General features: G+C 64.2%; 19 protein-coding genes. 8 read left to right on the top strand and 11 right to left on the bottom strand.

Annotation, left to right across the window (positions count from 1 at the left end; translation table 11 throughout):
- Window positions 1–36: 36 nt before the first annotated feature.
- Window positions 37–1,848, bottom strand: a complete 1,812-nt coding sequence (locus AC3WWH_RS01500; RefSeq protein ID WP_058323688.1) for a sensor domain-containing diguanylate cyclase — start codon at window positions 1,846–1,848, stop codon at window positions 37–39.
- Between the two features lie 346 nt (window positions 1,849–2,194).
- Between AC3WWH_RS01500 and coaBC the strand changes: the two genes are divergently transcribed.
- Window positions 2,195–3,415, top strand: a complete 1,221-nt coding sequence (gene coaBC, locus AC3WWH_RS01495) for a bifunctional phosphopantothenoylcysteine decarboxylase/phosphopantothenate--cysteine ligase CoaBC (protein ID WP_058323689.1) — start codon at window positions 2,195–2,197, stop codon at window positions 3,413–3,415.
- Window positions 3,416–3,613: 198 nt separating this feature from the next.
- Here the strand turns inward: coaBC and AC3WWH_RS01490 are convergent, their stop codons facing one another.
- Window positions 3,614–4,420, bottom strand: a complete 807-nt coding sequence (locus tag AC3WWH_RS01490; protein WP_057247962.1) for a class II glutamine amidotransferase — start codon at window positions 4,418–4,420, stop codon at window positions 3,614–3,616.
- Window positions 4,421–4,692: 272 nt separating this feature from the next.
- Here AC3WWH_RS01490 and AC3WWH_RS01485 point away from each other — a divergent pair, with 272 nt between their 5' ends.
- The 7 genes from AC3WWH_RS01485 (at window position 4,693) to AC3WWH_RS01455 (ending at window position 13,507) form a co-directional block, all read left to right on the top strand.
- Window positions 4,693–5,820, top strand: coding sequence for a Gfo/Idh/MocA family protein (locus AC3WWH_RS01485; RefSeq protein WP_058323690.1), 1,128 nt, complete (start codon window positions 4,693–4,695; stop codon window positions 5,818–5,820).
- A gap of 89 nt (window positions 5,821–5,909) precedes the next feature.
- The gene (locus tag AC3WWH_RS01480; protein ID WP_492376866.1) at window positions 5,910–6,764 is read left to right on the top strand and encodes a MurR/RpiR family transcriptional regulator; all 855 of its coding nucleotides are present in this window, start codon (window positions 5,910–5,912) and stop codon (window positions 6,762–6,764) included.
- Between the two features lie 124 nt (window positions 6,765–6,888).
- The gene (locus tag AC3WWH_RS01475) at window positions 6,889–8,826 is read left to right on the top strand and encodes a bifunctional 5-dehydro-2-deoxygluconokinase/5-dehydro-2-deoxyphosphogluconate aldolase (protein ID WP_058323692.1); all 1,938 of its coding nucleotides are present in this window, start codon (window positions 6,889–6,891) and stop codon (window positions 8,824–8,826) included.
- A 73-nt stretch (window positions 8,827–8,899) separates the two neighbouring features.
- The gene (iolD, locus tag AC3WWH_RS01470) at window positions 8,900–10,753 is read left to right on the top strand and encodes a 3D-(3,5/4)-trihydroxycyclohexane-1,2-dione acylhydrolase (decyclizing) (protein WP_058323693.1); all 1,854 of its coding nucleotides are present in this window, start codon (window positions 8,900–8,902) and stop codon (window positions 10,751–10,753) included.
- A gap of 239 nt (window positions 10,754–10,992) precedes the next feature.
- Complete coding sequence (gene iolE, locus AC3WWH_RS01465; RefSeq protein WP_058323694.1) at window positions 10,993–11,892, top strand: myo-inosose-2 dehydratase; 900 nt, start codon at window positions 10,993–10,995, stop codon at window positions 11,890–11,892.
- A gap of 236 nt (window positions 11,893–12,128) precedes the next feature.
- Window positions 12,129–12,929 (top strand): 5-deoxy-glucuronate isomerase, encoded by an 801-nt coding sequence (gene iolB, locus AC3WWH_RS01460; RefSeq protein ID WP_058323695.1) that lies wholly within the window; start codon window positions 12,129–12,131, stop codon window positions 12,927–12,929.
- Between the two features lie 158 nt (window positions 12,930–13,087).
- Window positions 13,088–13,507, top strand: a complete 420-nt coding sequence (locus tag AC3WWH_RS01455; protein ID WP_057247955.1) for a GFA family protein — start codon at window positions 13,088–13,090, stop codon at window positions 13,505–13,507.
- Window positions 13,508–13,576: 69 nt separating this feature from the next.
- On the opposite strand, the gene AC3WWH_RS01450 is transcribed toward AC3WWH_RS01455, so the two are convergent.
- From AC3WWH_RS01450 to AC3WWH_RS01410, 9 genes are all read right to left on the bottom strand, one after another.
- On the bottom strand, window positions 13,577–14,272 hold the full coding sequence (locus AC3WWH_RS01450; protein ID WP_058323696.1) for a DUF2268 domain-containing putative Zn-dependent protease: 696 nt from the start codon (window positions 14,270–14,272) through the stop codon (window positions 13,577–13,579).
- Window positions 14,273–14,360: 88 nt separating this feature from the next.
- Window positions 14,361–15,863 carry a siroheme synthase CysG gene (gene cysG / locus AC3WWH_RS01445; protein ID WP_058323697.1) on the bottom strand — a complete coding sequence of 501 codons (1,503 nt, stop codon included), beginning with the start codon at window positions 15,861–15,863 and terminating at the stop codon, window positions 14,361–14,363.
- Window positions 15,835–18,492: a nitrate reductase gene (locus tag AC3WWH_RS01440; protein WP_058323698.1), complete on the bottom strand. Its 2,658-nt coding sequence runs from the start codon at window positions 18,490–18,492 to the stop codon at window positions 15,835–15,837. Before AC3WWH_RS01440 ends, cysG begins: the two co-directional genes overlap by 29 nt.
- Window positions 18,493–18,722: 230 nt before the next feature.
- A complete protein-coding gene (gene nirD, locus AC3WWH_RS01435) occupies window positions 18,723–19,058 on the bottom strand; it encodes a nitrite reductase small subunit NirD (protein ID WP_110877868.1) in 336 nt (111 codons plus the stop codon).
- A gap of 4 nt (window positions 19,059–19,062) precedes the next feature.
- Window positions 19,063–21,525: a nitrite reductase large subunit NirB gene (nirB, locus tag AC3WWH_RS01430; protein WP_113132009.1), complete on the bottom strand. Its 2,463-nt coding sequence runs from the start codon at window positions 21,523–21,525 to the stop codon at window positions 19,063–19,065.
- 4 nt (window positions 21,526–21,529) lie between these two features.
- Complete coding sequence (locus AC3WWH_RS01425) at window positions 21,530–22,330, bottom strand: ABC transporter ATP-binding protein (protein WP_057247949.1); 801 nt, start codon at window positions 22,328–22,330, stop codon at window positions 21,530–21,532.
- A 14-nt stretch (window positions 22,331–22,344) separates the two neighbouring features.
- On the bottom strand, window positions 22,345–23,238 hold the full coding sequence (ntrB, locus tag AC3WWH_RS01420; RefSeq protein ID WP_082641185.1) for a nitrate ABC transporter permease: 894 nt from the start codon (window positions 23,236–23,238) through the stop codon (window positions 22,345–22,347).
- A 64-nt stretch (window positions 23,239–23,302) separates the two neighbouring features.
- The gene (locus AC3WWH_RS01415; protein WP_058324615.1) at window positions 23,303–24,595 is read right to left on the bottom strand and encodes a CmpA/NrtA family ABC transporter substrate-binding protein; all 1,293 of its coding nucleotides are present in this window, start codon (window positions 24,593–24,595) and stop codon (window positions 23,303–23,305) included.
- Window positions 24,596–24,939: 344 nt separating this feature from the next.
- Window positions 24,940–26,241 (bottom strand): CmpA/NrtA family ABC transporter substrate-binding protein, encoded by a 1,302-nt coding sequence (locus AC3WWH_RS01410; protein ID WP_373419934.1) that lies wholly within the window; start codon window positions 26,239–26,241, stop codon window positions 24,940–24,942.
- Between the last annotated feature and the right edge of the window lie 37 nt (window positions 26,242–26,278).

The following is a 26,278-nucleotide window of genomic DNA, read 5'->3' as shown; positions in this document are numbered from 1 at the left end:
GGGACATTCGATTGCCGCGCGGCGGCAAGCGGAGGATCAGGCGAGACTGCGCCGCGCCTGGTCATCGCCGAAAGTCAGTCCGGAGGCGCGCACGCTTCGGTTTCGGCCGTGGTTCTTGGCGTCGAGAAGAGCGGCGTCAGCCCGTGTCAGCAGGGTGGCGACGGGCCCGTCGTCCGGAGCCGAGGCAATGCCGACCGAGACTGCAACTGTGCCCAGAATCCGGCCGCGATGCGACAGCGGGGTGGTGCCGATCCGGGTCCTCAGCCGCTCGGCAAGCTCGAAGCCTGCCGCCTCGCCTGCTTCCGGCAGCAACACCGTAAATTCCTCTCCGCCGAAGCGGTAGGCGCTGCCGGCATCGGCCACCGTATCGACGATGATCTGCGCGACATATTGCATGACGACGTCGCCGGCATCGTGGCCGAACTCATCGTTGAAGCGCTTGAAATGGTCGATATCGATCATCAGGCAGGTGAGTGGCTTGCCGCCCTGCCCGCGCGGCTCACGGTTCAGCGCCTCGTCGAGGCAGCGCCGGTTGAGCAGGCCCGTCAGCGCGTCGCGCACCGCCAGATTGGTGAGCTTCTCGCGCAGTTGAAGATTGGCGACGGCAAGCCCGATGTTTTCGGCGATCAATTCGAGATAGAGGCGCGACGCTTCGACTGCGAATGTTTCGTCAGAGCGCTCCTCGAAATAGAGGAGACCAATGGTATCGCCCTGGGCTGTCAGCGGCACGCAGAGACCGACCGCGCCATCGTCGTCGAGATGCTGGCAGGCGATATCGCTATGACCGCGATTGCTGACATGCGGCCGGCCGCGGCGAAGTCCCCAGCAGGCGCTGGACGGGAAGGATGGCGCAGAATGCTGCGGATCGAACCAACTGCCGACGCGGGTCAAGAGCGTCCGGCTGTCGTTCAGCACGTAGAGATGGCCGGCAAGATTGGGAAAGACCTGCGGCGCGAAGCGGGCCACGACCTCGGCCAGTTCGTCCTGGCTCTGGCAGGCCTGCAGTCGGTGCATCATCTGCAGGATCAGGTCCTTGGTTTGCTGGTCCAGGCGCCGCTCCGCATCGAGCCGATCACGCTCGATACCGTTTTCCCGAAAGATGTGGATCGCCTTGTTCATCTCGCCGATCTCGTCGCGGCGCCGGTCGAGCGGCACTTCCACAGCGTAGTCCTGCTCGGCGAGACGTGTGACGATGCCGCTCATGCGGGTGAGCGGCATGGCGACGCGGCGCTTGAGAATGAAATAGAGCACGCTCAGGAAGAGGGCAGCGGTGATGCCAAGCATCGACTTGGCCGCGATGGCGAACCAGTCGCTGCGCGCCTGTGCCTCGTTGAGCGCCCCGCCTGTGCGAGCATTGGTCAAGTCTCGAAACCGTGCGACCGTGTCGAGAAGCGCTGTCTGCAGCCGCTCGTGCTCCGGGCCGAATAGCTTCTCCTGGGCGGTCGTGCGATCACCCTTCTGATAGGCCTCGATGGCGGCAAGCTCGATCTTGTCGAGTGCCTCTGCCTCGCGCATCGTCGCCTGAAGGGCTGCGATCTCGCCCTGGGACGCGCCGAAACTCGTGGCCGTCTTGATCGCCTCTTCGCGCTTGCGCTCCTCTTCCTCCGCGCGATGGAAGGCTTCGAGGTGACGCTCGTCGCCGCGCATGACGTAAAGGCGCGCCTCGTCGGTCCGTACTTCCGCTCCGAGCACAAGTTCTTCGCCAAGCGTATCGAGGGCAAGATGCTGTTCGACCGCCCGCCTCTCCTCGAGAGCGCTATTCGTCGACAGGATGAAGGCCGCGCCCGAAAGTGCCGTCAGAAGAACGGTGACGCCATAGGCCCAGTTGGTGATCGCATTTATTCGCATGAGAAGAGCTTACCCTGCGCGGATTGAAAGCGGATTAATCGCATTCCCTGGCTTCGGCAACAGGCCCGGAGCATGTTGACGCGGGCGGCACGGCTTTTGTTCCATTGCGCGCCACGGGCGGGAACAATCGGCGGTGATGTCCCGGGGGGCTAGCATAGCGAAACGCCGTATCGCACGGATGTCAGCACAGGCAACCTCCTCCGGTGGGACACGTTGCGCCCAGCGGATCGCTCAAGTAGGTTCGATCTCGAAGGCACTGGTGAGGCCAGCCGCTGGAATATTGTGGTATCGCGTAGGACCCGGCAGCCCATGCCGGGCAAGAGGACGGCCGAAAGGCCGGGTGGAAATGACACTGTCGGGTAAGCGTATTCTCCTGATCATCTCCGGCGGCATCGCGGCCTATAAGAGCCTTGATCTCATCCGACGTTTGCGGGAACGCGGGGCGAGCGTGCGGCCGGTGATGACGGCCGGCGCGCAGCAGTTCGTGACCCCGCTTGCCGTCGGCGCGCTTTCGGCCTCGCATGTCTATCTCGATCTCTTTTCACGCGAGGACGAGCAGGATGTCGGCCACATCCGGCTGGCGCGCGAGTGCGACCTGATCGTCGTTGCGCCGGCGACCGCCGACCTGATGGCCAAGATGGCGAACGGCCATGCGGACGACCTCGCCTCCACCATCCTGCTCGCGACCGACCGGCCGGTGCTGATCGCTCCCGCGATGAACCCGAAGATGTGGGCGCATCCGGCAACGCGCCGCAACCGGGCGACGCTCGCCAAGGACGGCATCCGCTTCATTGGCCCCGAAGCCGGCGAGATGGCGGAAAGCGGCGAGGCCGGGGAAGGCCGCATGAGCGAGCCGCTTTCGATCGTGGCCGCCGTCGAGGATCTTCTCGGCGGCGCCGCGAAGCCGCTTGCCGGGCGCAGCGTGATCGTAACCTCAGGGCCGACGCATGAGCCGATCGACCCAGTGCGTTACATCGCCAACCGTTCCTCCGGCAAGCAAGGCCACGCGATCGCCGCCGCGCTGGCAAAGCTCGGCGCTAATGTCACACTCGTCTCCGGCCCGGTGACGATCCCGGATCCCGCCGGCGTCAAGGTCGTGCACGTGGAGCGGGCCGAGGAGATGCGCGACGCGGTGCTAACCGCCCTGCCCGCCGATGTCGCCGTGATGGTTGCCGCCGTTGCCGACTGGCGGGTAGCCAGCGCTGCCGGCAACAAGATCAAGAAGAAGCCGGGCGAGGCCCCGCCGCCGCTGCAGCTTGCCGAAAACCCCGATATCCTGAAGACCGTCGGCCATCATGCCAAGCGGCCGAAGCTCGTGATCGGCTTTGCCGCCGAGACCGAAAACGTCGCCGACAACGGCCGCGCCAAGCTCGAGCGCAAGGGCGCCGATTTCATCCTCGCCAACGACGTTTCGCCGGCAACCGGCATCATGGGCGGCGACCGCAACAAGGTGAAGCTGATCTCGGCCACCGGCAACGACGACTGGCCGGAGATGGACAAGGACGCGGTTGCGGAAAAGCTGGCCGTGATGATTGCCGAGCAACTGGCGCGGATCGACAAGGGCTAGCTCCGAATTACCGATGCCCCTCACCCTAGCCCTCTCCCCGCAAGCGGGGCGAGGGGACGTGCCCTGCGTGAACGAAGCGTTCGCAGCAAGCAGATAGATTCGGGAGAGTGCGGCATGTCCCTTCTCCCCGCCTGCGGGGAGAAGGTGGCGGCAGCCGGATGAGGGGCCACCTGCCATCGACCATCAAGATACTGCGCCTCAAGCCATCTGACGTGTCTTCACCGGCGTCCCCTGCGTCGAAAACAGCCGGACATCGACACCATTCTCACCGACGATGACCGCCGTGCCGTCCGGGATCTCCACCCAGGCGCTGTCGTCGTCGTTGAGCGGCTCGGAAACGAGGCAATAGCCGCCGCTCGGGCCCATGGGTGCCGCGTAGAGCGTCGGCGCCTTCCAGTCGGAGGCATAACGCACGGCGTAGAGATCCTGGCCGTCGGAAAAGGCGGCGGTGAAGCGGACCAGCACCTGGCGTTCGAGATGTTCGGCAAGCTGCTCGACGAAGGCGAGTGCCTCGGCGATCGCGCCGAGCGGATCGCGGTCGAGCCCGAACTGCATGGCGAGCAGGAACAGAAGCTCGGAGTCGGTCGTGCCGGTGCGGGCCGAATAGAGGTCGTTGTCGAGCATGCTCTCCATTGGCCGGCGCAGATGCTCGAAGTCGCCGATCTGGCCGTTGTGCATGAACGACCAGCGGCCGAAGACGAAGGGATGGCAGTTGTCGCGCCTTGTGCCACCGCCGGTCGCGGCGCGCACATGGGCAAGGAAGAGCGGCGAGCGGATCTGGCGAGCAATGCTCTTCAAGTTGCAGTCCGACCAGGCGGGCAGGATATCGCGGTAGCGCCCCGGCTCCGGGTGATCGCCATACCAGGCGATGCCGAAGCCGTCGCCATTGGTGGCCGTCTTCGCCCGCGTCGCGCAATGGGACTGTTCGATCAGCGAGTGCGCGGGAGAGGTTACCAGTTCCTCGAGATAGAGCGGGTCCCCGCGATAGGCTGCCCAGCGGCACATGCTGATTTCACTCCAGCTCCGCCCCGTAGACTCCGGAGCGATTCGTTAACCATGACGAAGTGCGATGTTCCAACGGAACATGGTAAAAATGCGTTAACACATTCCCCCTTCGTCAAGATGAGCCTGGCCGGAACGCACAGATTTGGCTGTTTCGATGGACACCGTTCCCGTATCACCGTCGTATTTCGAATAAATATTCCATATTGACAAAACATGCACAATTCATTTCATTTTAGACCGATTGCAGCGGCGCCGACCGGGAGGACTTCAACATGGCCAGCAAGCGCAAACTCGGGATCGGCCTGATCGGCACGGGCTTCATGGGCAAGGCCCATGCGCTCGGCTTCACCATTGCCGCGCGGGTCTTCGACCTGCCCTTCGAGCTCGATCTCGTTTCGGTCGCCGACGTGACCACCGAGAGCGCTGAACGGGCTCGCGGCCAACTCGGCTTCCGCAAGGCGACTGCCGACTGGCGCGAGTTGCTGACCGATCCGGATATTGACATCATCGACATCACCACGCCGAATCTCCTGCACAAGGAGATGGCGCTGGCCGCGATCGCGCATGGCAAGCATGTCTATTGCGAGAAGCCGCTGGCGCCGACCGTTGCTGAATGCTGGGAGATGGTCGGGGCGGCCGAGAAGGCCGGCGTCGTCACCCAGGTCGGCTTCAACTATCTCAAGAACCCGCTGATCTTCCTTGCCAAGGACATCATCGAAAGCGGCGAGATCGGCGAGATTCGCTCGATGCGCGGCATTCATGCGGAAGATTTCATGGCCGACGCCAGCGTTCCGTGGGGCTGGCGCCTGAACCCGGCCAGCGGCGGCGGCGCGCTTGCCGATATTGGCAGCCACATCATCGCCTCCATGCGCCACCTCGTCGGCCCGATCAAATCGGTACTGGCCGAGACCATCATCCAGATTCCGGAACGCCCGATCGCGCAGGGCTCGAGCGAGACCCGCGCCGTCGAGGTCGACGACATCACCCGCGCCTTCGTGCGCTTCGAAAACGGCGCGACCGGCAGCTTTGAGGCAAGCTGGATCGCCACGGGCCGCAAGATGCAGCACGATTTCGAGATCTACGGCTCCAAGGGCAGCATCGTCTTCACCCAGGAGCGGCTGAACGAAATCCGCCTCTACAAGACCGGCGACGACATCCGCACCCGCGGCTTCCGCACCATCTGGGCGGGACCGGAGCATCCGCCCTATGGCGCCTTCTGCGTGGCTCCCGGCCACCAGATCGGCTTCAACGACCTGAAGGCGATCGAGGTCAAGGAATTCCTCGACGCCATCGCCGGGGGCAAATCACCCTCGACCGATTTCCGCGAAGGCTTTGAGGTACAGAAGGTGCTGTCGGCGACCTATCAGTCTGCCAAGACCAATGAATGGGTGCATATCTAGAAAATGGAACGTCTGTTCTATGCCGTTCCCGGCTAATCGATTAGAGTGAGGATGCAAACGACACCGAAGACCGAGGAGACGAATAAGACATGGCCATGCCGGAAACGACGACGGAGGTCCCGCAGGATTTCGAGGCGCTGAAGGCCGCCATTCTGGAACGCAAGGCGCAGCTACCGAAACGGCTGCGCCAGGTGGCCGCCTACTCGCTCGACAATCCGGATGAGATCGCCTTCGGCACGGCGGCCAGCATCGCCACCTCGGCCGAAGTGCAGCCGTCGACGCTGGTGCGCTTCGCCCAGCATTTCGGCTTCGAGGGCTTCTCCAGCCTGCAGCAGATCTTTCGCGCGCGGCTGCGCGAGCGCACGCCCGGCTACGAGGATCGGCTGAAGGCGCTGAGCAACAACGACCATAGCAGGCTCGAAAGCGGCTCGATCTTCAACGGCTTCGTCGCCGCCGCCCACCGCTCGCTCGACAACATCGCCTCTTCGGTCGATCCGGAAGCCTTCGAGCGGGCCGTCGACATTTTGGCCAAAGCCGACACGATCTACCTGATCGCCAAGCGCCGCTCCTACCCGATCTCCAGCTACATGGCCTATGCCTTTGGCAAGCTGAAGGTGAAGTACCAGCTCGTCGGCACGGCCGCCGGCATCGACGAGGATGTGCTGGCCATGGCGACGAAGAACGATGCGGCCTTTGCCGTCAGTTTCTCACCCTATGCCTCCGAAAGCGCCACCCAGGCGAGGCTTCTCGCCGAACGCAAGGTGCCGGTCGTGTCGCTGACGGATTCGGCCTTCTCGCCGCTCGCGGAATCCTCGAAGGTCTGGTTCGAACTGGTCGAGGCCGACCATGCCGGGTTCCGTTCGCTCTCCGCCAGCATGGCCTTCGCCATGGCGCTGACCGTCGCCATCGCCGAGAAGCGTCAGCGCCTTGCCGAAGGTGGCTAGGTCAAACGGAACGAATAGAATGAAAATTCCATATTGACGAAACGTCGGAATTTATGTTTCATACCGCCATCACCCACAGTACGAAAATGGTCGGGCCCGCCAAGGTGTCCGCGGGGAGGAAGCAGTGAGCCAGAACGTTTCGGCACAGGGAGCAAAGTCGCTCGACCTGATCACCATCGGCCGAGCCTCGGTCGATCTCTACGGCCAGCAGATCGGCACGCGGCTTGAAGACGTTTCGAGTTTCGCCAAGTCGGTCGGCGGCTGCCCCTGCAACATCTCGGTCGGCACGGCCCGCCTGGGTCTCAAGTCGGCGTTGCTGACCCGCGTCGGCGACGAACAGATGGGCCGCTTCATCCGTGAGCAGCTCATCCGTGAAGGCGTCGAGACGCGCGGCATCGTCACCGATCCGGAGCGGCTGACGGCGCTCGCCATCCTCGCGGTCGAAAACGACAAGTCCTTCCCGCTGCTCTTCTATCGCGACAACTGCGCCGACAACGCGCTCTGCGAAGACGACGTTTCGGAAGACTTTATCCGCTCGGCCCGCGCCATCCTGGTTTCCGGCACGCATTTTTCCAAGCCGAACACCGATGCGGCGCAGCGCAAGGCGATGCGCATTGCCAAGGAGAGTGGCGCCAGGATCGTCTTCGACATCGATTATCGCCCGAACCTCTGGGGCCTGGCCGGCCATGACGCCGGCGAAAGCCGCTACATCGCCTCAGATCGCGTCTCGGCGCACCTCAAGACCGTTCTTGCCGATTGCGACCTGATCGTCGGCACGGAAGAGGAAGTGCTGATCGCGTCCGGCGAAAGCGACCTCTTGCAAGCGCTGAAGACGATCCGCTCGCTTTCCAAGGCAACGATCGTACTGAAGCGCGGTCCGATGGGCTGCATCGTCTATGACGGCCCTATCTCCGACAATCTCGAAGACGGCATCGTCGGCAAGGGCTTCCCGATCGAGGTCTACAACGTGCTCGGCGCCGGCGACGCCTTCATGTCCGGCTTCCTGCGCGGCTGGCTGAAGAACGAACCGCACGCGACCTCGGCCACCTGGGCCAATGCCTGCGGCGCGTTTGCCGTCTCGCGCCTGCTCTGTGCGCCTGAAATCCCGACCTGGACCGAACTACAGTTCTTCCTCGAAAACGGCAGCAAGGAGCGGGCGCTGCGCAAGGACGAGGCGATCAACCACGTTCACTGGGCAACCACCCGTCGTCGCGACATTCCGCTTCTGATGGCGCTTGCGATCGACCATCGCAGCCAGCTCGAAGACATGGCCGCCGGAGACCAGGCGCTTCTCGCGCGCATTCCTGCCTTCAAGGTGCTGGCGGTCAAGGCAGCGGCGCAAGTCGCGGCCGGACGCTCGGGCTTCGGCATGCTGATCGACGACAAATACGGCCGCGATGCGCTTTATGCCGCCGGTGCACACCGCGATTTCTGGATCGGCAAGCCGATCGAGCTCCCGGGCTCGCGGCCGCTGCAGTTCGAATTCAGCCAGGACCTCGGCAGCCGCCTGATCGATTGGCCCGTCGATCATTGCATCAAGGTGCTCTCCTTCTACCACCCGGATGATCCGGCAGACCTCAAGGCGCAGCAGGTGGCGAAGCTCCGCTCGGCCTTCGAAGCGGCCCGCAAGGTCGGTCGCGAGATCCTGATCGAGATCATCGCCGGCAAGCATGGCAAGCTCGACGACCAGACGATTCCACGGGCGCTCAACGAGCTCTACGATGCCGGCCTCAAACCGGACTGGTGGAAGCTCGAGCCGCAGGCAAGCCGCGGCGCCTGGGCGGCGATCGACGCCGTGATCGAGGCGCGCGATCCGCTCTGCCGCGGCGTGGTGCTGCTCGGCCTCGAAGCGCCCTACGAGCAGCTCAAGGATGGATTTGCAGCCGCCCGCACCTCGAAGACGGTCAAGGGCTTCGCCGTCGGCCGCACGATCTTCGCCGATGCCGGCAAGGCCTGGCTCGGCGGCACGATGAGCGACGAGCAGGCGATCGCCGATATGGCCGGAAAATTTGGGGCGTTGGTGGATCTCTGGCTGCAACTGGGTGAAACAAAGGCGGCATAGGATCGACGCAATCGTTGATCATGCCGCAAGTAGGGTGGAACGGGACGATTCCGCCACGAGGAGGAAACAGACAATGAGCCAGAAGACCGTGCGCCTGACCATGGCCCAGGCCGTGGCGCGGTTCCTGACCCGCCAGATGACCGTGATCGACGGCAAGAAGGTGCCGATCTTCGGCGGTGTTTTCGCCATCTTCGGCCACGGCAATGTCGCCGGCGTCGGCGAGGCGCTGCACGGCATCAAGGACACGCTGCCGACCTATCGCGCTCAGAACGAACAGGGCATGGCCAATGCGGCGATCGCCTTTGCCAAGGCGAGCTTCCGCCGCCGCTTCATGGCCTGCACAACCTCGATCGGCCCCGGCGCGCTCAACATGGTGACCTCCGCGGCACTCGCCCATGTCAACCGCCTGCCTGTCCTGTTCCTGCCCGGCGACGTCTTCGCCAATCGCCGCCCCGATCCGGTGCTGCAGCAGGTGGAAAGCTTCGGCGACGGCACGATCTCGGCCAATGACTGCTTCCGTCCGGTGTCGCGTTACTTCGACCGCATCACCCGGCCCGAGCAGATTGTGCCCGCACTCCGCCGCGCCATGCAGGTGCTGACCGATCCGGCCGATTGCGGCCCGGTCACGCTGTCGCTTTGCCAGGACGTGCAGGCGGAAGCCTATGATTATCCGGAAAACTTCTTCGACGAGAAGGTCTGGGTGCCGCGCCGCATCGAGCCCGATCTCGACGAACTGGCAACGGCAATCGCGGCGCTGAAGCAAGCGAAGAAGCCGATCATCATCGCCGGCGGCGGTGTGCTCTATTCGGAAGCGACCAAGGAACTCGGCGACTTTGCCGAACGGCACGGCATTCCCGTCGTCGAAACGCAGGCCGGCAAGTCGGCGCTGCCGCATTCGCACTCGCTCAATATGGGCTCGGTCGGTGTGACCGGCACCTCCGCCTCCAACGCGCTCGCCGAAGAGGCGGATGTGGTTCTCGCCGTCGGTTCGCGGCTGCAGGACTTCACAACCGGATCCTGGGCGCTCTTCAAGAATGACGGCCTCAAGATCGTCGGTCTCAACGTCCAGCCTTTCGACGCCGGCAAGCACAACGGCCTGCCGCTGATCGCCGACGCACGCGCCGGCCTCAACCGCATCTCCGGTGGCCTCGGCGGCTACAAGGCCGATCCGAGCTGGACCGCGAAGGCGAAGGCCGGCAAGTCCGAATGGCTCGCCGCTGCCGACAAGGCGACCGCCACGACCAATTCGGCGCTTCCCTCCGACGCCCAGGTGATCGGCGCCGTGCAGCGCGCCCGCGGCGGCAAGAACACGACGCTCGTCTGCGCCGCCGGCGGTCTGCCCGGCGAGTTGCACAAGCTCTGGCAGGCGGAAGAGCCTGGCGGCTACCACATGGAATACGGCTTCTCGACCATGGGCTACGAGGTCGCCGGCGGCCTTGGCGTCAAGCTTGCGAAGCCTGAGAGCGACGTGATCGTCATGGTCGGCGACGGCAGCTACATGATGCTGAACTCGGAGATCGCCTCCTCGATCATGCTCGGCGCCAAGTTCACCATCGTCCTGCTTGACAATGCCGGCTACGGCTGCATCAACCGGCTGCAGATGGGCACCGGCGGCGCCAACTTCAACAATCTGCTCAAGGACACGCACCACGTGGAGCTGCCGCAGATCGACTTCGCGGCCCACGCTGCCGCCATGGGCGCCGTCACCCGCAAGGTCGGCTCGATCTCCGAGCTCGAAGCGGCACTCAAGGAGACGGCGGGCGAAACGCGCACGACCGTCATCGTCATCGACACCGACCCGCTGATCACCACCGAGGCCGGCGGCCACTGGTGGGATGTGGCAGTGCCCGAGGTTTCGGACCGCAAGCAAGTCAACGAGGCGCGCGAGGGCTACGAAAAGGCTCTCGCCGCCCAGCGCTTCGGCTGATCAGGAACACAGCGCTCGCGTTTTCTGCGCGGGCGCTATTTTGTCTTTATGCCCCTCACCCTAACCCTCTCCCCGCACGCGGGGAGAGGGTACTCAGAGGGCACGGCATTTCCCTTCTCCCCGCCTGCGGGAAGAAGGTGGCGGCAGCCGGATGAGGGGCAATCGCCCTCCCGCTGCGCACCCATGAGGCACCACGAACGATCCGCCTGCGCGGACAATGCTATAGGAAACGACAGACCATGATCCGCTACGGAACCAACCCGATCGCCTGGAGCAACGACGACGATCATACGATCGGCGCGCATCTGACGCTCGAGGATTGCCTCTCCGATTGCCAGAAGATCGGCTTCGACGGCATCGAGAAGGGGCACAAGATGCCAACCGATCCGGAGGCACTGAAGCAGAAGCTCGCCTCCTACGATCTCGTCTTCGTTTCCGGCTGGCATTCGACCAACTTGCTCACCCACGACGTCGAGGCCGAGAAGAAGGCGATCCAGCCACATCTCGACCTCCTGAAGCACAATGGTTGCAAGGTGGCGATCGTCTGCGAAACCTCGAACGCCATTCATGGCGACGACACGAAGTCGGTTGCCAACGATAAGCCGGTGCTGCCGGCCGACCAGTGGAAGAAGTTCGGTGCCGACCTCGAAGCGATCGCTGAGTATTGCGCCGACCAGGGCATCGACCTCGTCTACCACCACCACATGGGCACGATCGTCCAGACCGGCGAGGAAATCGACCTCCTGATGCAGAACACCGGCCCGGCCACCAAGCTGCTGCTCGATACCGGCCACGCCTGGTTCGGCGGCTCCGATCCGGCTGAGGTCGCGAAGAAATACATGCATCGTGTGCGTCACATCCATTGCAAGAACGTGCGGCCGGCCGTCCGCAAAGTCGTCGAAGGTGAAGGCCTCTCCTTTCTCGAAGGCGTGCGCCGCGGCGTCTTCACCGTGCCCGGCGACAGCGAGGGCGGCGTCGACTTCCTGCCCGTGCTGAAAATCGCCGCCGAGCACGACTATTCCGGCTGGCTGGTGATCGAGGCCGAACAGGATTCGGCCGTGCGCAACCCGTTCGAATACCAGTCGCTCGGGCTGAAGTCGCTGAAGGCCTTTGCCAAGGAAGCCGGGCTCGACAAGTAAGCCCATGCTTTCGGTTGCCGGACTTCACGGGGCGTGCCCCTCATCCGGCTGCCGCCACCTTCTCCCGCTGGCGGGGAGAAGGGATATGCCGCTGGCTCCCCAATTCCTCGCGACGTAAGGTGGAGAGCATGCGGCAAACTCCAGATTCCCTCTTCCCGCCTGCGGGGAGAGGGTTAGAGTGAGGGGCAAGCCACACGTTCGGAGCGCCCCGGGAAAGGAATCAGGGAGACCGTCACATGTCCAAGCTGCTCGTCAAACCGAAGGCCAAGTCCGGCCTGATGCAAAACGTGACGCCGGAGAGCGCCGGCTGGACCTATGTCGGCTTCGCGCTCGAACGACTGAAGGCAGGCGAGACGACAGAAGGCGAGACCGGCGACAAGGAATTCTGCCTGGTGCTGGTCTCCGGTAAGGCGAAGGTATCCGTCGGCGGCGAAAGCTTCGGCGAACTCGGCGAGCGCATGACGCCGTTCGAGGGCCAGCCATACGCCGTCTATGTGCCGAAGGGCAGCCGCTGGCAGGCAACGGCGACCTCGGACCTCGACCTCGCCATCTGCTCCGCACCGGGCGGCGACGGCTTCAAGGCGAAGGTCATCGCGCCGGGCACGCATCCGCAGACGACCCGCGGCAAGGGCACCAACACCCGCTACGTTACCAACATCATGCCGGAAGACGACGGTTCGGCGCAGTCGCTGCTTGTCGTCGAGGTGATCACGCCCGGTGGCCACACCTCGTCCTACCCGCCGCACAAGCACGACCAGGACGACCTGCCGGCCGAAAGCTATCTGGAAGAGACCTACTATCACCGGCTGAACCCGCCGCAGGGTTTCGCCATGCAGCGCGTCTATACCGACGACCGCTCGCTGGACGAGACCATGGCGGTCGAAGACGGCGACGTGACGCTGGTGCCGAAGGGATATCACCCCGTTGCCGCGGTACACGGCTACGACGTCTACTATCTCAACGTCATGGCCGGGCCGAAGCGTATCTGGAAGTTCCACAACGCCCGCGAACACGAGTGGCTGTTCACCGGCGTGTAAGTGTCTACTTACGCAATCGTGGCCCCATGCCTCCAGCCGCTGCAGCCAGTGGCGATTGTCGTCGATAGTCAGGCGTGAGCTATCCAAGCTCAAACCCGGAAAGCGGCATACACTTTTTGCTGCTCCGCTCTAGCTTCTGTGCTTTCAGGGAGGCCTCCATGCGCATCGACGGGCAATGCCACTGCGGCTACGTGACCTATGAGGCCGAGATCGATCCGGGCGACGTCGCGATCTGCCATTGCACCGATTGCCAGCAACTGACCGGATCCGCCTATCGCGTGACCGCAGGTACTGCCCGCGAGAACTTCCGGCTGACCGGCGGCGAACCGAAGCTCTATACGAAGGTCGCTGAAAACGGTCGCCAGCGGCTGCAGTTCTTCTGCCCGAACTGCGGCTCACCGATCTATACGACCGGCACGGACGAGGATGCGTTGGAAGTCGGCATCCGGGTCGGCACGATCAACCAGCGCCGGGAGCTCAAGCCACGGTCGCAGATCTGGTGCTCCTCGGCGCTGCCCTGGATCGGCGACGTCAGGAAGCTGCCCGGACGCGACCGCGATGAGGCGCCCTACTCTTAGATCACGATGGTTTAGAGCGGGATGCGGGCGGAAAACCGCACACACTTTTCCTCATCCCGCTCTGGCCGCTCAAGCGGCGGCCAGCAGGCCTTGCTTCAACGGCGCCCAGGCTTCGCCGATGACGACGGAAGCAGGTGTCGCCGTCATCTGCGACGGGTGTGCATCGGGGTTCGCTGCGAGATAAGTCTTCACAAGGTGATAGCCGATCGTATAGCCGGCCCAGCGCGGCAGCGCACGATCGCAGCCGAAGAACCAGCCGGCATGATCATAGCCCACCGCCCAGAGTTCCCGCTCGGCGCGCTCCAGCAAATCTGCCCAATCGCCCGCTGCAATCGCGTGGTTCCAAGGATGGCCGTCGCCGCCATTGATCTCGACATCGAAGGCATCCGCAAGGCCCTCGGTGACCAGGGCTTCGCCGAGCTTGGAGCCATAGCCGCAGGTCGCGTGGCGGAAGGAGTGATGCAGCTCATGCGTCAGCATTCTCCGCAACTCGCCGGCGGCGAGGCTGGCATGGAAGTTCTCGTTGTCGGGGTCGAGCGTCAGACAGACCAATCCTCTGCGATAGCAGCTACCGGCCACACCCAGTTCGGGAATGGTCTCACCCGGCCTGTTTTCGACGACGATATCGATGGGAGCAGCACTGTCGGCGGCAGGAACACGCGCGCCGACCCGCTCGGCCGTCTCGTCCACCTGGCGCAAAATCTGTTCGCGCCAAGGGGCAAGCGATCCATAGGCCTCAAGGAAGTGAACACGCAGGTCCAGCATCTGGCGAATCTCCCGTCATCGACATTACTCTACCGCGCGGCAAGGTAAGCATGCGGCCGGTGTTTGCAACGCCGAGCGAGGGAAAGTCTCAACCTGCAAGCGAACCTGCGGCAAAAGGCGCAGGCCGGGCGGTGACCATCGGCACTCGCCTGACGCCAAAGGCGGCACCAATGCCGATCAGCACCGGATCGTCATAGCCGATCACGGCGATACCGGCCGCAAGGTCGCGCAAGGTGCCTTGCCAGCGCCGCTCGTTGGGGCGGCTGACATTGGCCGAGATGACGACCGGGGTCTCGCCGGATAATCCCTCCGCCTGGAGGCGCGCGGCGATAGCAGGTGCAGTGCGACCGCCCATGTAGAAAATCGTCGTGGTCTTCGGATCGGCCAAAGCGCGCCAGTCCATGTCCGACGGCAAACCGCCATGACGGGAGTGGCCGGTGACGAAGCGCACCGCCTGGGCATGGTCGCGATGGGTGAGCGACAGGCCGAGACGCGCGGCCATGGCGCTCGCAGCGGTGATGCCGGGCACGACATCGACCGGGATGCCTTCCTGCTCCACACGGGCGATCTCTTCGCCGGCGCGGCCGAAGATCATTGGGTCGCCGGCCTTCAGCCGGACGACGCGTTTACCGGTGCGCGCCAGTGCCACCATCATGTTGTTGATGTCCTCCTGCCGGCAGCTCTCGCGCCCGCCGCGCTTGCCGACCAGCATGCGCTTGGCCTCGCGCCGGGCGAGCTCCAGAACCTCGTTCGAAACGAGATCGTCGAACAGGATGACGTCGGCGGCTTGTAGGGCCCGTACCGCCTTCAGCGTCAGATACTCGCTGTCGCCGGGGCCAGCGCCGACAAGCGTCACGCGACCGGTGGCGGCATGGTTCGCCGACAAGCGCTCCATCTCCGCCACCAGCCGCGTCTCGACACCCTCCTCCGGTGTCGCTTGAAAAGCGAGATCGACGAACCGCTCCCAGAAGGCGCGGCGCGGCGCGCCGGGCTTGAGCCGGGCATTGACCTTGTCTCGCAAAGCCTGCGCCAGCGCTGCCCAATCCTTCAGCACCGGCGGCAGCAGCGTCTCGATGCGCCGGCGGATCGCCTGGGCGAGGATGGGTGCCGCACCATCGGTCGAGATCGACACCACGACCGGCGAGCGGTTGACGATGGAACCGAACTGAAACTGGCAGAAAGCGGGCTTGTCGATGACATTGACCGGTACGCCGGCCTGTTGCGCCGCCGCAAAAAAGGCTTGCGCTTCGTCGTCGCTCTCGCAATCGGCGACCGCAAGCGCGGCACCGGCAAGCACATTCGCCTGCCAGCTCTCGCGGTGATGGACGAGACGACCAGTGGGATGAGCGGCGCCCTGGCTGATCAAAGCCGCGCAGACCTCGCCGAGCTCTTCCTCCGGCGCATAGATATGAACCTCGGCGCCGCAGGCGGCCAGCAGTTCCGCCTTCCAGGCCGCGGCATCGCTGCCGCCCGCCACCACGACACGCTTGGCTTCGAGCGACCAGAAGACCGGCAGCTTGGCAAGCGCGGCCATGCGCACCGGCTCGCGGCGCGATTGAATTTCATTCCGCAGCGGCAGCAAGGCATCCATCGACGATCCCCCTGATCTCGGCGCGGCAGGAGCCGCAATTGGTTCCGGCGCTCAGCGCCCGCCCGACAGCTTCAACCGAACGGCAGCCGCCGCGGACAGCCGCGACGATCTGATTGACGCCGACATTGAAACAGGAGCAGACGGTCGCGCCGGGGTCCGGCCGGTCGGCGCCCGGCCGGCCGGCAACGAGCGCAAAGCGCGTGCGCAGGTCCGTATGCGAGGCGCTCAGCTGTTCGACCGCCCAGTTGCGGGCTACGGCGACGGGTTCAGGTGCGAGAAACAGCGCCAGCAGCAAGCGATCGCCGTCGAAGAAGGCGAGCCGTCTTTGGCCGGAGGGCCCATCCGCATAGCCGATCGGCTCGATGTCCCCAGTAAGGCCAAAGGTCTTCCGGCACCAGGCGACCCAATCCTCCGGCGTCGTCTCTGCAGCAAGTTCCAGACGCCAACCGCCCCTCGCCTTGGCGACGGCCCAGTAGCCGAGATCGAGACCCGAGGGTTTCGACGCGCTGACCGCAAAGCCGTAGGTCGAAGCGGAAAATCGGCGGATCGCAACGGCGGCATGTTTCGAGGCCGGCTGGCCCGAGACCGGATCGGTAACCGGCGGGACCAGCGCATCGATGCGCGCCTTGGCGGCAAACTGGTCGTTCCAGTGCATGGGCACGAAGAGATTGCCACGCGCCTGGCGCTCAGTGATGAGTGCGCGGACGATCGCCGAGCCGTAAGGGCTCTCAAGGGAAACGAGATCGGCGGGGGCGATGCCAAGATCCATCGCGTCACGCGGGTGGATCTCGACGAAAGGTTCGGCGAGGTGGGCGGAGAGGCGCGCGCTCTTACCGGTGCGGGTCATCGTGTGCCAGTGGTCGCGCACGCGGCCGGTGTTCAAGGTCAAAGGGAAGCCGCCGCTGACGCGGGCCGGCACGGCGCTCGCAACCGCGACGAAGCGGGCACGCCCATCCGCGTGGAAGAAGCCACCATCGGCAAAGAAGCGGGTCTCGCCCTCTGGCTTCCCCAGCGATTGCGGCCATTGGAACGGCGCGAGCGCGTCGTAGGCCGCAGCATCGATCTCCGCATGGGCGCCGATGTCGAAATCGCGCCGCCCGTCATTCTCGAACGCCGAAAGACCAGCATGCTCGGCGAAGATTTCTGAGGGTGAGGTATAGGCGAAGGCACCCTGGAACCCCATACGGCGCGCCACTTCGTTCAGCTGCCACCAGTCGGCGCGGGCCTCCCCCGGGACCGCGAGAAAGCCGCGCTGACGGGAAATGCGGCGCTCGGAATTGGTGACCGTCCCGTCCTTCTCGCCCCAGCCGAGCGAGGGCAGGAGCACATGGGCGTGACGGGTGGTGTCGGTCTCCTGGAGCACATCGGAGACGACGACGAAGGGACAGGACTTGAGTGCGGCCGCGACGGCGTCGGCATCCGGCATGGAGACCACGGGATTGGTCGCCATGATCCAGATCGCCTTGATGCGGCCGTCTGCAACCGCACGAAACATGTCGACGGCCTTCAGCCCCGGCCTGGTCGCGATCGATGGCGCGCCCCAGAAGCGGCGCACCTGATCGCGGTGCCCGGCCTTCTCGATGTCCATATGGGCGGCGAGCATGTTGGCGAGGCCACCGACCTCGCGACCGCCCATGGCATTGGGCTGGCCGGTCAGCGAGAACGGCCCCATGCCCGGTCGACCGATACGGCCGGTCGCCAGATGACAGTTGATGATGGCGTTGACCTTGTCGGTGCCCGAGGAGGACTGGTTGACGCCCTGGCTGTAGCAGGTGACGACGTTTTCCGTCGTTTCGAACAGGCGGAAGAAGGCGGTGATTTCCGACGGTTCGAGCCCGGTCGATTGTGCCAAGGCGGACTCGTCAAGCGCGCTCGCCGCTGCGAAGGCTTCGGCGAAGCCGCTGGTATGGGCAGCGATAAAGGACCGGTCGTTAGTGGGGCTGGCGGCCAGATGGGCGAAAAGGCCGTTGAACAGCGCCACGTCACCATCCGGCCGGATGGCAAGATGCATGTCGGCGATATCGACGGTCATCGTCCGGCGCGGATCGATCACCACCACCCGCATCTCGGGCCGCGCCGCCTTTGCCGCGGCAAGGCGCTGATAGAGCACCGGGTGGCACCAGGCGAGATTGGAGCCTGTCAGCACCACGAGATCGGCAAGCTCCAGATCCTCGTAGCAGCCCGGCACCGTGTCCGACCCGAAGGCGCGGCGATGGCCGGCGACCGAGGAGGACATGCAGAGCCGCGAGTTGGTGTCGATGTTGCCCGAGCCGATGAAACCCTTCATCAGCTTGTTGGCGACGTAATAGTCTTCGGTCAGCAACTGCCCGGAGACATAGAAGGCAACCGAATCCGGCCCATGTTCTGCGATCGTCTGAGCGAAACGTGTGGCGACGATATCGAGCGCCTCGTCCCAGCCGGCCTGCTTGCCGTCGACCTCGGGGTAAAGAAGCCTGCCGTCTAGATCGAGGGTCTCGGCCAACGCCGAGCCCTTGGAGCACAGCCTGCTGAAATTGGCAGGATGCTCGACGTCGCCGCGAACGGAGACGGCGCCGTCCTCGGCCACTGTCGCGATCACGCCGCAGCCGACGCCGCAATAGGGACAGGTGGTTCTCGTCTCAGAGGGCATTGCCTGTCCTCCTCCCGCGTTGAGGCGCAGTTGAACCGGCGCCCTGAAGCCCTTCCTCCGTCATTCCTGTGCTTGTGACAGGAATCCAATCACGCGAAATCTTTCGCGTGATGGGTCCCCTTCGCGCCGTAGACGCGGCGCTGCTGGATCCCTGTGACATGCACAGGGATGAGGAAGAGCGTGAGGTAGCGCGCAAGAGAACAAGACGGGGGCAGCAATCATCCATGCGATTACTCCGCCGCGATCAGCAGGCTTTCGAGGGCGATAAACAGCGCGCCGCCGTCATTGCGCACGGCAATCGTGCGCACCGCGCCATCGTCGGCGCCGAGCGCCTTGCCCGTTTCGAGCGAGATTACCCAATTGTGCAAGGGGCAGGTAACGGCCGTGCCGTGCACGATGCCTTGCGACAGCGGTCCGCCCTTGTGCGGGCAATGATCCTCGATGGCGAACACCTCGTTTTCGGCCGTGCGGAACACGGCGATCTTGCCCTGGGGCGTCTTCACGCAGCGCGCGCCCCTCAGCGGAATGTCGGAGATGTCGCCGATTGAGATCCAGTTCATATCCATGCCCTCACTCCGCGGCTTCTGAAAAACCGACCGTCGCCATCGGCCGGAACTCGTGCTTGTCCTTGCCGGAGACGCGCTCCGACCAGGGATCGACCTGGGCGAATTTCTGGCTGAAGACGAAGCGGTCGAAATAGGCCTTGCGCTTGTCGGCATCACCCATGATCTGGCGACGGATTTCGTCGAGGCCGATGCGTTTCGCCCATTTGTAGATGCGCTCGAGGTAACGGGCCTGTTCGCGATACATCTGCGTCAGCGCCACGATATGCTCCAGCGCCTCGTCCTCGGTCTTCACCAGACCGAGCACTTCCGTGCCCTTGATGTCGAGCCCGGCGGCACCGGCAAAATGGATCTCGAAGCCGCTGTCGACGCAGACGACGCCGATATCCTTGCAGGTGGCTTCGGCACAATTTCGCGGACAGCCGGAGACCGCCATCTTCAGCTTGGCCGGCGTCCACGAGCCCCACATGAACTTTTCGATGCGGATGCCGAGCCCCGTCGAATCCTGGGTACCGAAGCGGCACCAGTCGGAGCCGACGCAGGTCTTCACCGTGCGCAGCCCCTTGGCATAGGCCTGGCCGGAGACGAAGCCGGCCTTGCCGAGATCCGCCCAGACCGCCGGCAGGTCTTCCTTCTCGATGCCGAGCAGGTCGATGCGCTGGCCTCCCGTCACCTTGACCAGGGGGATATCGAACTTGTCGACCACGTCGGCGATCGCCCGCAATTCCCCGGAATTGGTGACGCCGCCCCACATGCGCGGCACCACCGAATAGGTGCCGTCCTTCTGGATATTGGCGTGGACGCGCTCGTTGATGAACCGTGACTGGTAGTCGTCGGCATATTCGTCCGGCCAGTCGCAGACGAGGTAGTAGTTGAGCGCCGGGCGGCACTTGGCGCAGCCGCAGGAGGTCTTCCACTCCAGCTCCTGCATGACCGCAGGAATGGTCTTCAGACCTTTTGCCTTGATCAGCCGGCGGACGTCATCATGGCCGAGCTCGGTGCAAGTGCACATCGGCTGGACGGCGGCCGGATTGTAGCTGTCGCCGAGCGTCAGCGTCATCAGTTGCTCGACAAGGCCGGTGCAGGAGCCGCAGGAGGCGGACGCCTTGGTATGAGCACGCACGTCATCGAGCGAGGTCAGGCCCTTCGCCCCAATCGTCTTGACAATCTTGCCCTTGCAGACGCCGTTGCAGCCGCAGATTTCCGCATCATCCGGCAAGGCTGCAACGGCCGCCATAGGGTCCAGCGGCGACCCTCCCTGATAGGCCTGACCAAAGATCAGCGTGTCGCGCATTTCGGTAATGTCGGTGCCACGCTTCATCAGGTCGTTGAACCACGCGCCGTCGCCGGTCTCGCCGTAGAGCACCGTGCCGATGATGCGGTTCTCCTTGAGCACCAGCCGCTTGTAGATGCCGGCGGTAGCATCGCGAAGGACGATCTCCTCGCGTCCGTCGCCGTCGGCGAAATCGCCGACCGAATAGAGGTTGATGCCGGTCACCTTCAGTTTTGTCGGCGTATCGGAATGGACAAAGGCGGCGCTGCGATCGCCGGCCAGGTGACGCGCGGCAACCCGCGCCATCTCATACAGCGGCGCCACCAGGCCATAGACCATGCCGCCGACCTCGGCGCATTCGCCGAGTGCCATGATGTGCCCGTCGGACGTCTGCATACCGGCGTCGACGACGATGCCGCGGTTGGTGGCAAGCCCCGCCTCCTTGGCAAGGCCGACATTCGGTCGGATGCCGACCGCCATCACGACCAGTGTCGCCGGGATGATCCGGCCGTCGTCGAGTTCAATGCCCTCGACCTTCTCCTCGCCGATGATCCGCTTGGTATTCGCCTTGGTGATGACCTTGATGCCACGCTCTTCGACCGCCCTCTGCAGCAGGTAGCCGGCGGACGGGTCGAGCTGCCGCTCCATCAGCGTCGGCATGACGTGCAGGACGGTGACGTCCATGCCGCGTGCATTGAGACCGGCTGCCGCTTCGAGGCCGAGAAGACCGCCACCGATGACGACAGCCTTTTCGCGCGACTGGGCCGCAAGCAGCATCGCCTGCACATCGTCGAGATCGCGATAGGTGATGACACCGCGCAGGTCCTTGCCCGGTACCGGAATGATGAAGGGCACCGAACCGGTCGCGATCACCAGCTTGTCGTAACTCTCGGTGACGCCATGGTCGGAGGTGACGGTCTTGGCGTCACGGTCGATGGCGATGATCTTGTGGCCCTTGTAGAGCGTGATCTCGTGCTTGATGTACCATCCGTCGCCGTGGATGATGATCTGCTCGTAATCCTTCTCGCCCGAAAGCACCGGTGACAGCATGATGCGGTCGTAGTTGACGCGCGGCTCGGCGTTGAAGATCGTTACCGCGTATCGGCCGGAGGCTTTCTCGAAGAGTTCTTCCAGCATGCGGCCCGGCGCCATGCCGTTGCCGATGATCACGAGCTTTTCAGTGGTGTGTTCGGCCATGGGATCACTCCGCAGCTTCGACGAAGCGGTGGCGCTCGTAGAGGAACTTGAGCACGGCTTCGCGGCATTTGAGGTAGGTTCGGTCACCGGCAAGCTCGATGCGGCGGCGCGGGCGGGCGAGCGGCACGTCGAGGATCTCGCCGATGCGGGCCGATGGGCCGTTGGTCATCATGACGATGCGATCAGAGAGCAGCACCGCCTCATCGACGTCATGGGTGATCATCAGCACCGTGTTGCCGAGCTCGGCGTGGATCTGCATCACCTGATCCTGCAGATGCGCGCGGGTCAGCGCGTCGAGCGCGCCGAAGGGCTCGTCGAGCAGCAGCACCTTCGGCTCCATGGCGAGCGCGCGGGCAATGCCGACGCGCTGCTTCATGCCGCCGGAGATTTCGGACGGACGCTTGTCTGTCGCATGCGCCATCTGCACGAGTTCAAGATTGCGCATCGTCCAGTCGTGGCGCTCGGCCTTGCTCTTGGTGCGCGAGAAGACCTTGTCGACGCCGAGGCGGACGTTCTCGTAGACCGTCAGCCAGGGTAGCAGCGAATGGTTCTGGAAGACGACGGCGCGGTCCGGCCCCGGCTCGTCAGCGACCCGGCCGTCGAGCAGCACGACGCCGGTCGTCGCCAGCGTCAGGCCGGCAACGATGTTGAGCAAGGTCGACTTGCCGCAACCGGAATGGCCGATGATCGAGATGAACTCGCCCCTGTCCACAGAGAGCGACACCTGTTTCAGCACTTCGGTTCGCACGCCGCCGCGTTCAAAACTCTTGTCGATCAGTTCCAGCGAAAGATAGCTCTTGGTCATGGCTTTCCCCTCTCTCAAGCGGTTGCGGTGCCGCGGGTGACAACGCGGCCGACGAGGGCGATGAGGCGATCGAGCAGGAAACCGACGATGCCGACATAGATCAGCGCGACGATGATGTCGCTGATCAGCGAGGAGTTCCAAGCGTCCCAGATGAAGAAGCCGATGCCGACGCCGCCGATCAGCATTTCAGCAGCAACGATCGCCAGCCAGGAGAGACCGATGCCGATGCGCAGCCCCGTGAAGATGTAGGGGGCGGCGGCCGGCAACATGATCTTGGCAAAATATTCAAAGGCGTTGAGGCGCAGCACCCTGGCGACGTTCTGATAATCCTGCGGGATGTTGCGGATGCCGACAGCGGTATTGATGATGATCGGCCAGATGGCGGTGATGAAGATCACGAAGATCGCCGAGGGGTTGCCGTCTTGGAAAGCAGCCAGCGACAAAGGCAGCCACGCAAGCGGCGGCACAGTGCGCAACACCTGGAAGATCGGATCGAGCCCGCGCATGGCAAGCTGGCTCTGGCCAACCAGTGCGCCGAGCGCGATGCCGACGACGGCCGCGAGCGCATAGCCGACCGCGACGCGCTGAAGGCTCGCCGCGATGTGCCAGAAGAGCCCCTGGTCGACGCCCTGGCCGATATAGAAGGGATGGGCGATGAGCTCCCAGCTTTCCTCCAGCACCCGCGTCGGCGACGGCAGGCTGGAATCGGGCGCCGAACAGACAACCTGCCAGGTGATGAGGATCAGCGACAGCGTGACGATGAGCGGCGCGATGTTCGCGGCACCGGCGGCGAGCCTTTCGAGCAGCGGACGGCTGCTTCCGGGTTTCGCCGAGCGGGTAAAGGCGATCACGCGCGCGGCAGGTCGCGGCGCCGACTGGCCCTTGAGTTTGAGGTTGGTGACGGTCATGCCGTTCTCCTTGGTATTCGAAAGCGGATGCTGGCGGGCCATGCCGGCCAGCATCGGCGATGGCTCAGGCGACGCGCGAGATCGAAAGGCTCTTGAGGTAGGCTTGCGGATCCGCGGGATCGAAGATCTTGCCGTCAAAGAATTTTTCGACGCCACGCGAGGTGGAAGCCGGCACGTCGGTGACGCCCAGATCCTTGGCGGCCTCACGCCAGATGTCCTCGCGGTTGACCTTGGCGACGAGCGCCTTGACGTCGGTATCGGGCGCAAACTTGCCCCAGCGGATATTCTCGGTGAGGAACCAGGTATCGTGGCTCTGGAAGGGATAGGAGGCGTGATCGCGCCAGAACTTCATGAAGTGCGGGCTCTGTTCGACGACCTTGCCATTGCCGTAGTCGTACTCGCCCTTGAGGCGATCAACGATGTCCTTCGGCGGCACGTTGAACCAGCTACGCTTGCCGACGATCTTCGCCAGTTCGTCCTTGTTCGCCATGTCGTCGCACCACTGCGCCGCCTCCTGGATCGCCATGGTAAGCGCCCTGGCAGCACGCGGATTCTTCTCCACCCAGTCGGCGCGCATGGCGAAGGACTTTTCCGGATGCTCGTTCCAGATTTCGGCGGTGTTGACGGCGGTGTAGCCGATCTTCTGGTTGACGAGCTGCTCGTTCCAGGGCTCGCCGACGCAGAAACAGTCCATGGTGCCGACCTTCATGTTGGCGACCATCTGCGGCGGCGGCACGACGATGGTTTCGACATCGCTATCGGGATCAATGCCACTGGCGGCGAGCCAGTAGCGGATCCAGAGATCGTGGGTGCCGCCGGGGAAGGTCATAGCCACCTTGGCGGCGGCACCTTCGGCCTTCTTTTTGGCGAAAGCTTCCTTGAGCGCGGATGCATCGAGGCCGACCTTGAGGTCGGCATAGGCCTGGCCGACCGAGATTGCCTGGGCATCGAGGTTGAGGCGCGCAAGGATCGCCATCGGCAGCGGCTGGTTGTTCTGAGTGACCTTGCCGGTCGAGATCAGATAGGGCATCGGCGTCAGGATATGGGCGCCGTCGATGCCGGCGCCGGAGGAGCCGAGCACCAGATTGTCACGCGTCGTGCCCCAGGAGGCCTGCTTGACGACGTCGACTTCGGTCATGCCGTATTTGTCGAAGAGCCCCTTCTCCTTGGCGATGATCAGCGGTGCCGAGTCGGTGAGCGCAATGAAGCCGAGCACAGCCTTGGTGGTTTCCGGCCCGGAGCCTTGCGCAAAGGCACCGGATGGGAAGGCCGACTTGACCGCGCCGAAGAGGGCAGCGGTCGCGGTGGTCTTCAGCAGGCTTCGGCGGGTCAGACCGCCGGTCGAAAACTTGGTCATGCGCAGGTTCCTCTGCTGGCCGGATAACGGACAAAAAAAAACGCCGCTCGGTGATTGCGTCCGGGATCGGGAGGAATCCTCGGGAACAAAACCTTGCGACGTCGGTGTCTTCGGCAAACGCGATCTGGCGTTTGAGTTCGCTTCGATCGCCGTTGACCGAAGCATTTCTAGAAAAGCAAGGGCCGTGCCAGTTCGCCGGCGCGGCCCTTAGTGGTTTGAATTCAAACCGTAATTTCCGAATGTGGATGCGATGCCCATAAATGCACCTATTGTAGACTCTGCTGAATTATTGTGCGGCGCACACATTCCGCATCGGGACTCTGCACAAACATGGTGCGCCATCCTCAACCCTCCTGCTCGACCGAAACGCTCTCCGCCAAAGCGCGGACAGGGAATGTGCGAACATAGACCTCGATATCTGCGGGATCGAAAACGTGCCCATCCATGAAGCGCTCGCCCGGCCTGTCGCCCTCGACACGAATAGCGGTATCGGCGGGAGCGGCGGCCCCGCCAAGCGCCTGGCGATAGAGGTCGGGGCGATAGGCGGCGGCAGCCAGCGCCTGCATCTCGGGCGATAGCCGCACCTGTCCCCAGCGCGCCATCTGGCTGTAGATCCACAGTGCCTGGACGCGACGGGGGTAGTTGGCGTGGTCGCGATGGAAAACGAAGTAGTCGTCGATCACACGCCTGTTGCCGGCCGAGTCGATGGCGAACTCTCCGGCGAGAACCCGGCGGATGATTTCGACCGGGGCACCGATGTAGCGGGGGGCGGCAAGCAGTTCGGCAAGCGTGCCGCGATTGTCCGGCTCATCACACCAGCGCGCCGCCTGGTCGAGCGCCATGAGCAGGCGCGATACGGTCTCGGCGTTGCTCTCCGCCCACTCCGGCCGCATGCCGATCACCTTTTCCGGCGCCAATGGCCAAATGTCCTGCTTGGCGGCGACGATGCGCCCGAGCCCACGCTCGGAGGCCACCATGTTCCAGGGCGCGCCGACGCAGAAACCGTCGATGGCGCCGGCGGCAAGGGCATCCGAGGTCAGCGGCGGCGGTACCACCACAAGCTTGACGTCGCGGTCCGGATCGATGCCGCCTGCGGCAAGCCAGTAGCGGACCTCGTAATTGTGCGAGGAGAAGGGATAGGTGACGCCGAGCCTTGGCGCCGCCTCGCCGCTTTGGCGCATGCGGGCAAGCACCGCGGCGAGCGCACGCGCATGGGCGAGCGCATCCTCTACTTCGCCAAGGGCGCCTTCCTCCTGCATGCGGGCGAAGAGCCGGTTGGAAAGCGTGATCGCATTGCCGCCGCGCCCGAGCGAGAAAGGGGCGATCGTCGGCGAGGGATTGGAGCCGAGGCCGAGCATGGCGGCGACCGGCATCGGCGAGAGCATATGGGCGATATCGAACTGACGAAAGGCGAGGCGGTCGCGTACATTGGCCCAGGAGACATCCTTGACGAGATCAAGCGTCAGCCCCTCCTTGCGCGCGAAGCCGAGTTCCGCCGCCACGATCAGCACGGCGGCATCGACCAGCGGAATGAAACCGGCGCGGATCGTCCGTGCCCCCTCGCCGCCCAGTCTCACCGGCGCGGGCAGCCCGTCGCCCACCGCCGCGCCGGGTCGCGAATTGTCGATGGTCGTCATGATGTTCACTCCGGCGTCTCCTTCGACAGCATCGGAAACCGCGCTC

The sequence above is a fragment of the Ensifer sp. EB106-03-01-XG145 genome (assembly GCF_058792075.1).
This window is presented reverse-complemented; position numbering and strand designations above follow the sequence as displayed.

Excerpts from the sequence above, each read along its gene's own strand:
- AC3WWH_RS01500 (WP_058323688.1), bottom strand. The coding sequence starts at position 1,848 with ATGCGAATAAATGCGATCACCAACTGGGCCTATGGCGTCACCGTTCTT.
- coaBC (WP_058323689.1), top strand. The coding sequence starts at position 2,195 with ATGACACTGTCGGGTAAGCGTATTCTCCTGATCATCTCCGGCGGCATC.
- AC3WWH_RS01490 (WP_057247962.1), bottom strand. The coding sequence starts at position 4,420 with ATGTGCCGCTGGGCAGCCTATCGCGGGGACCCGCTCTATCTCGAGGAA.
- AC3WWH_RS01485 (WP_058323690.1), top strand. The coding sequence starts at position 4,693 with ATGGCCAGCAAGCGCAAACTCGGGATCGGCCTGATCGGCACGGGCTTC.
- AC3WWH_RS01480 (WP_492376866.1), top strand. The coding sequence starts at position 5,910 with ATGGCCATGCCGGAAACGACGACGGAGGTCCCGCAGGATTTCGAGGCG.
- iolD (WP_058323693.1), top strand. The coding sequence starts at position 8,900 with ATGAGCCAGAAGACCGTGCGCCTGACCATGGCCCAGGCCGTGGCGCGG.
- iolE (WP_058323694.1), top strand. The coding sequence starts at position 10,993 with ATGATCCGCTACGGAACCAACCCGATCGCCTGGAGCAACGACGACGAT.
- iolB (WP_058323695.1), top strand. The coding sequence starts at position 12,129 with ATGTCCAAGCTGCTCGTCAAACCGAAGGCCAAGTCCGGCCTGATGCAA.
- AC3WWH_RS01455 (WP_057247955.1), top strand. The coding sequence starts at position 13,088 with ATGCGCATCGACGGGCAATGCCACTGCGGCTACGTGACCTATGAGGCC.
- AC3WWH_RS01450 (WP_058323696.1), bottom strand. The coding sequence starts at position 14,272 with ATGCTGGACCTGCGTGTTCACTTCCTTGAGGCCTATGGATCGCTTGCC.
- cysG (WP_058323697.1), bottom strand. The coding sequence starts at position 15,863 with ATGGATGCCTTGCTGCCGCTGCGGAATGAAATTCAATCGCGCCGCGAG.
- AC3WWH_RS01440 (WP_058323698.1), bottom strand. The coding sequence starts at position 18,492 with ATGCCCTCTGAGACGAGAACCACCTGTCCCTATTGCGGCGTCGGCTGC.
- nirD (WP_110877868.1), bottom strand. The coding sequence starts at position 19,058 with ATGGATATGAACTGGATCTCAATCGGCGACATCTCCGACATTCCGCTG.
- nirB (WP_113132009.1), bottom strand. The coding sequence starts at position 21,525 with ATGGCCGAACACACCACTGAAAAGCTCGTGATCATCGGCAACGGCATG.
- AC3WWH_RS01425 (WP_057247949.1), bottom strand. The coding sequence starts at position 22,330 with ATGACCAAGAGCTATCTTTCGCTGGAACTGATCGACAAGAGTTTTGAA.
- ntrB (WP_082641185.1), bottom strand. The coding sequence starts at position 23,238 with ATGACCGTCACCAACCTCAAACTCAAGGGCCAGTCGGCGCCGCGACCT.
- AC3WWH_RS01415 (WP_058324615.1), bottom strand. The coding sequence starts at position 24,595 with ATGACCAAGTTTTCGACCGGCGGTCTGACCCGCCGAAGCCTGCTGAAG.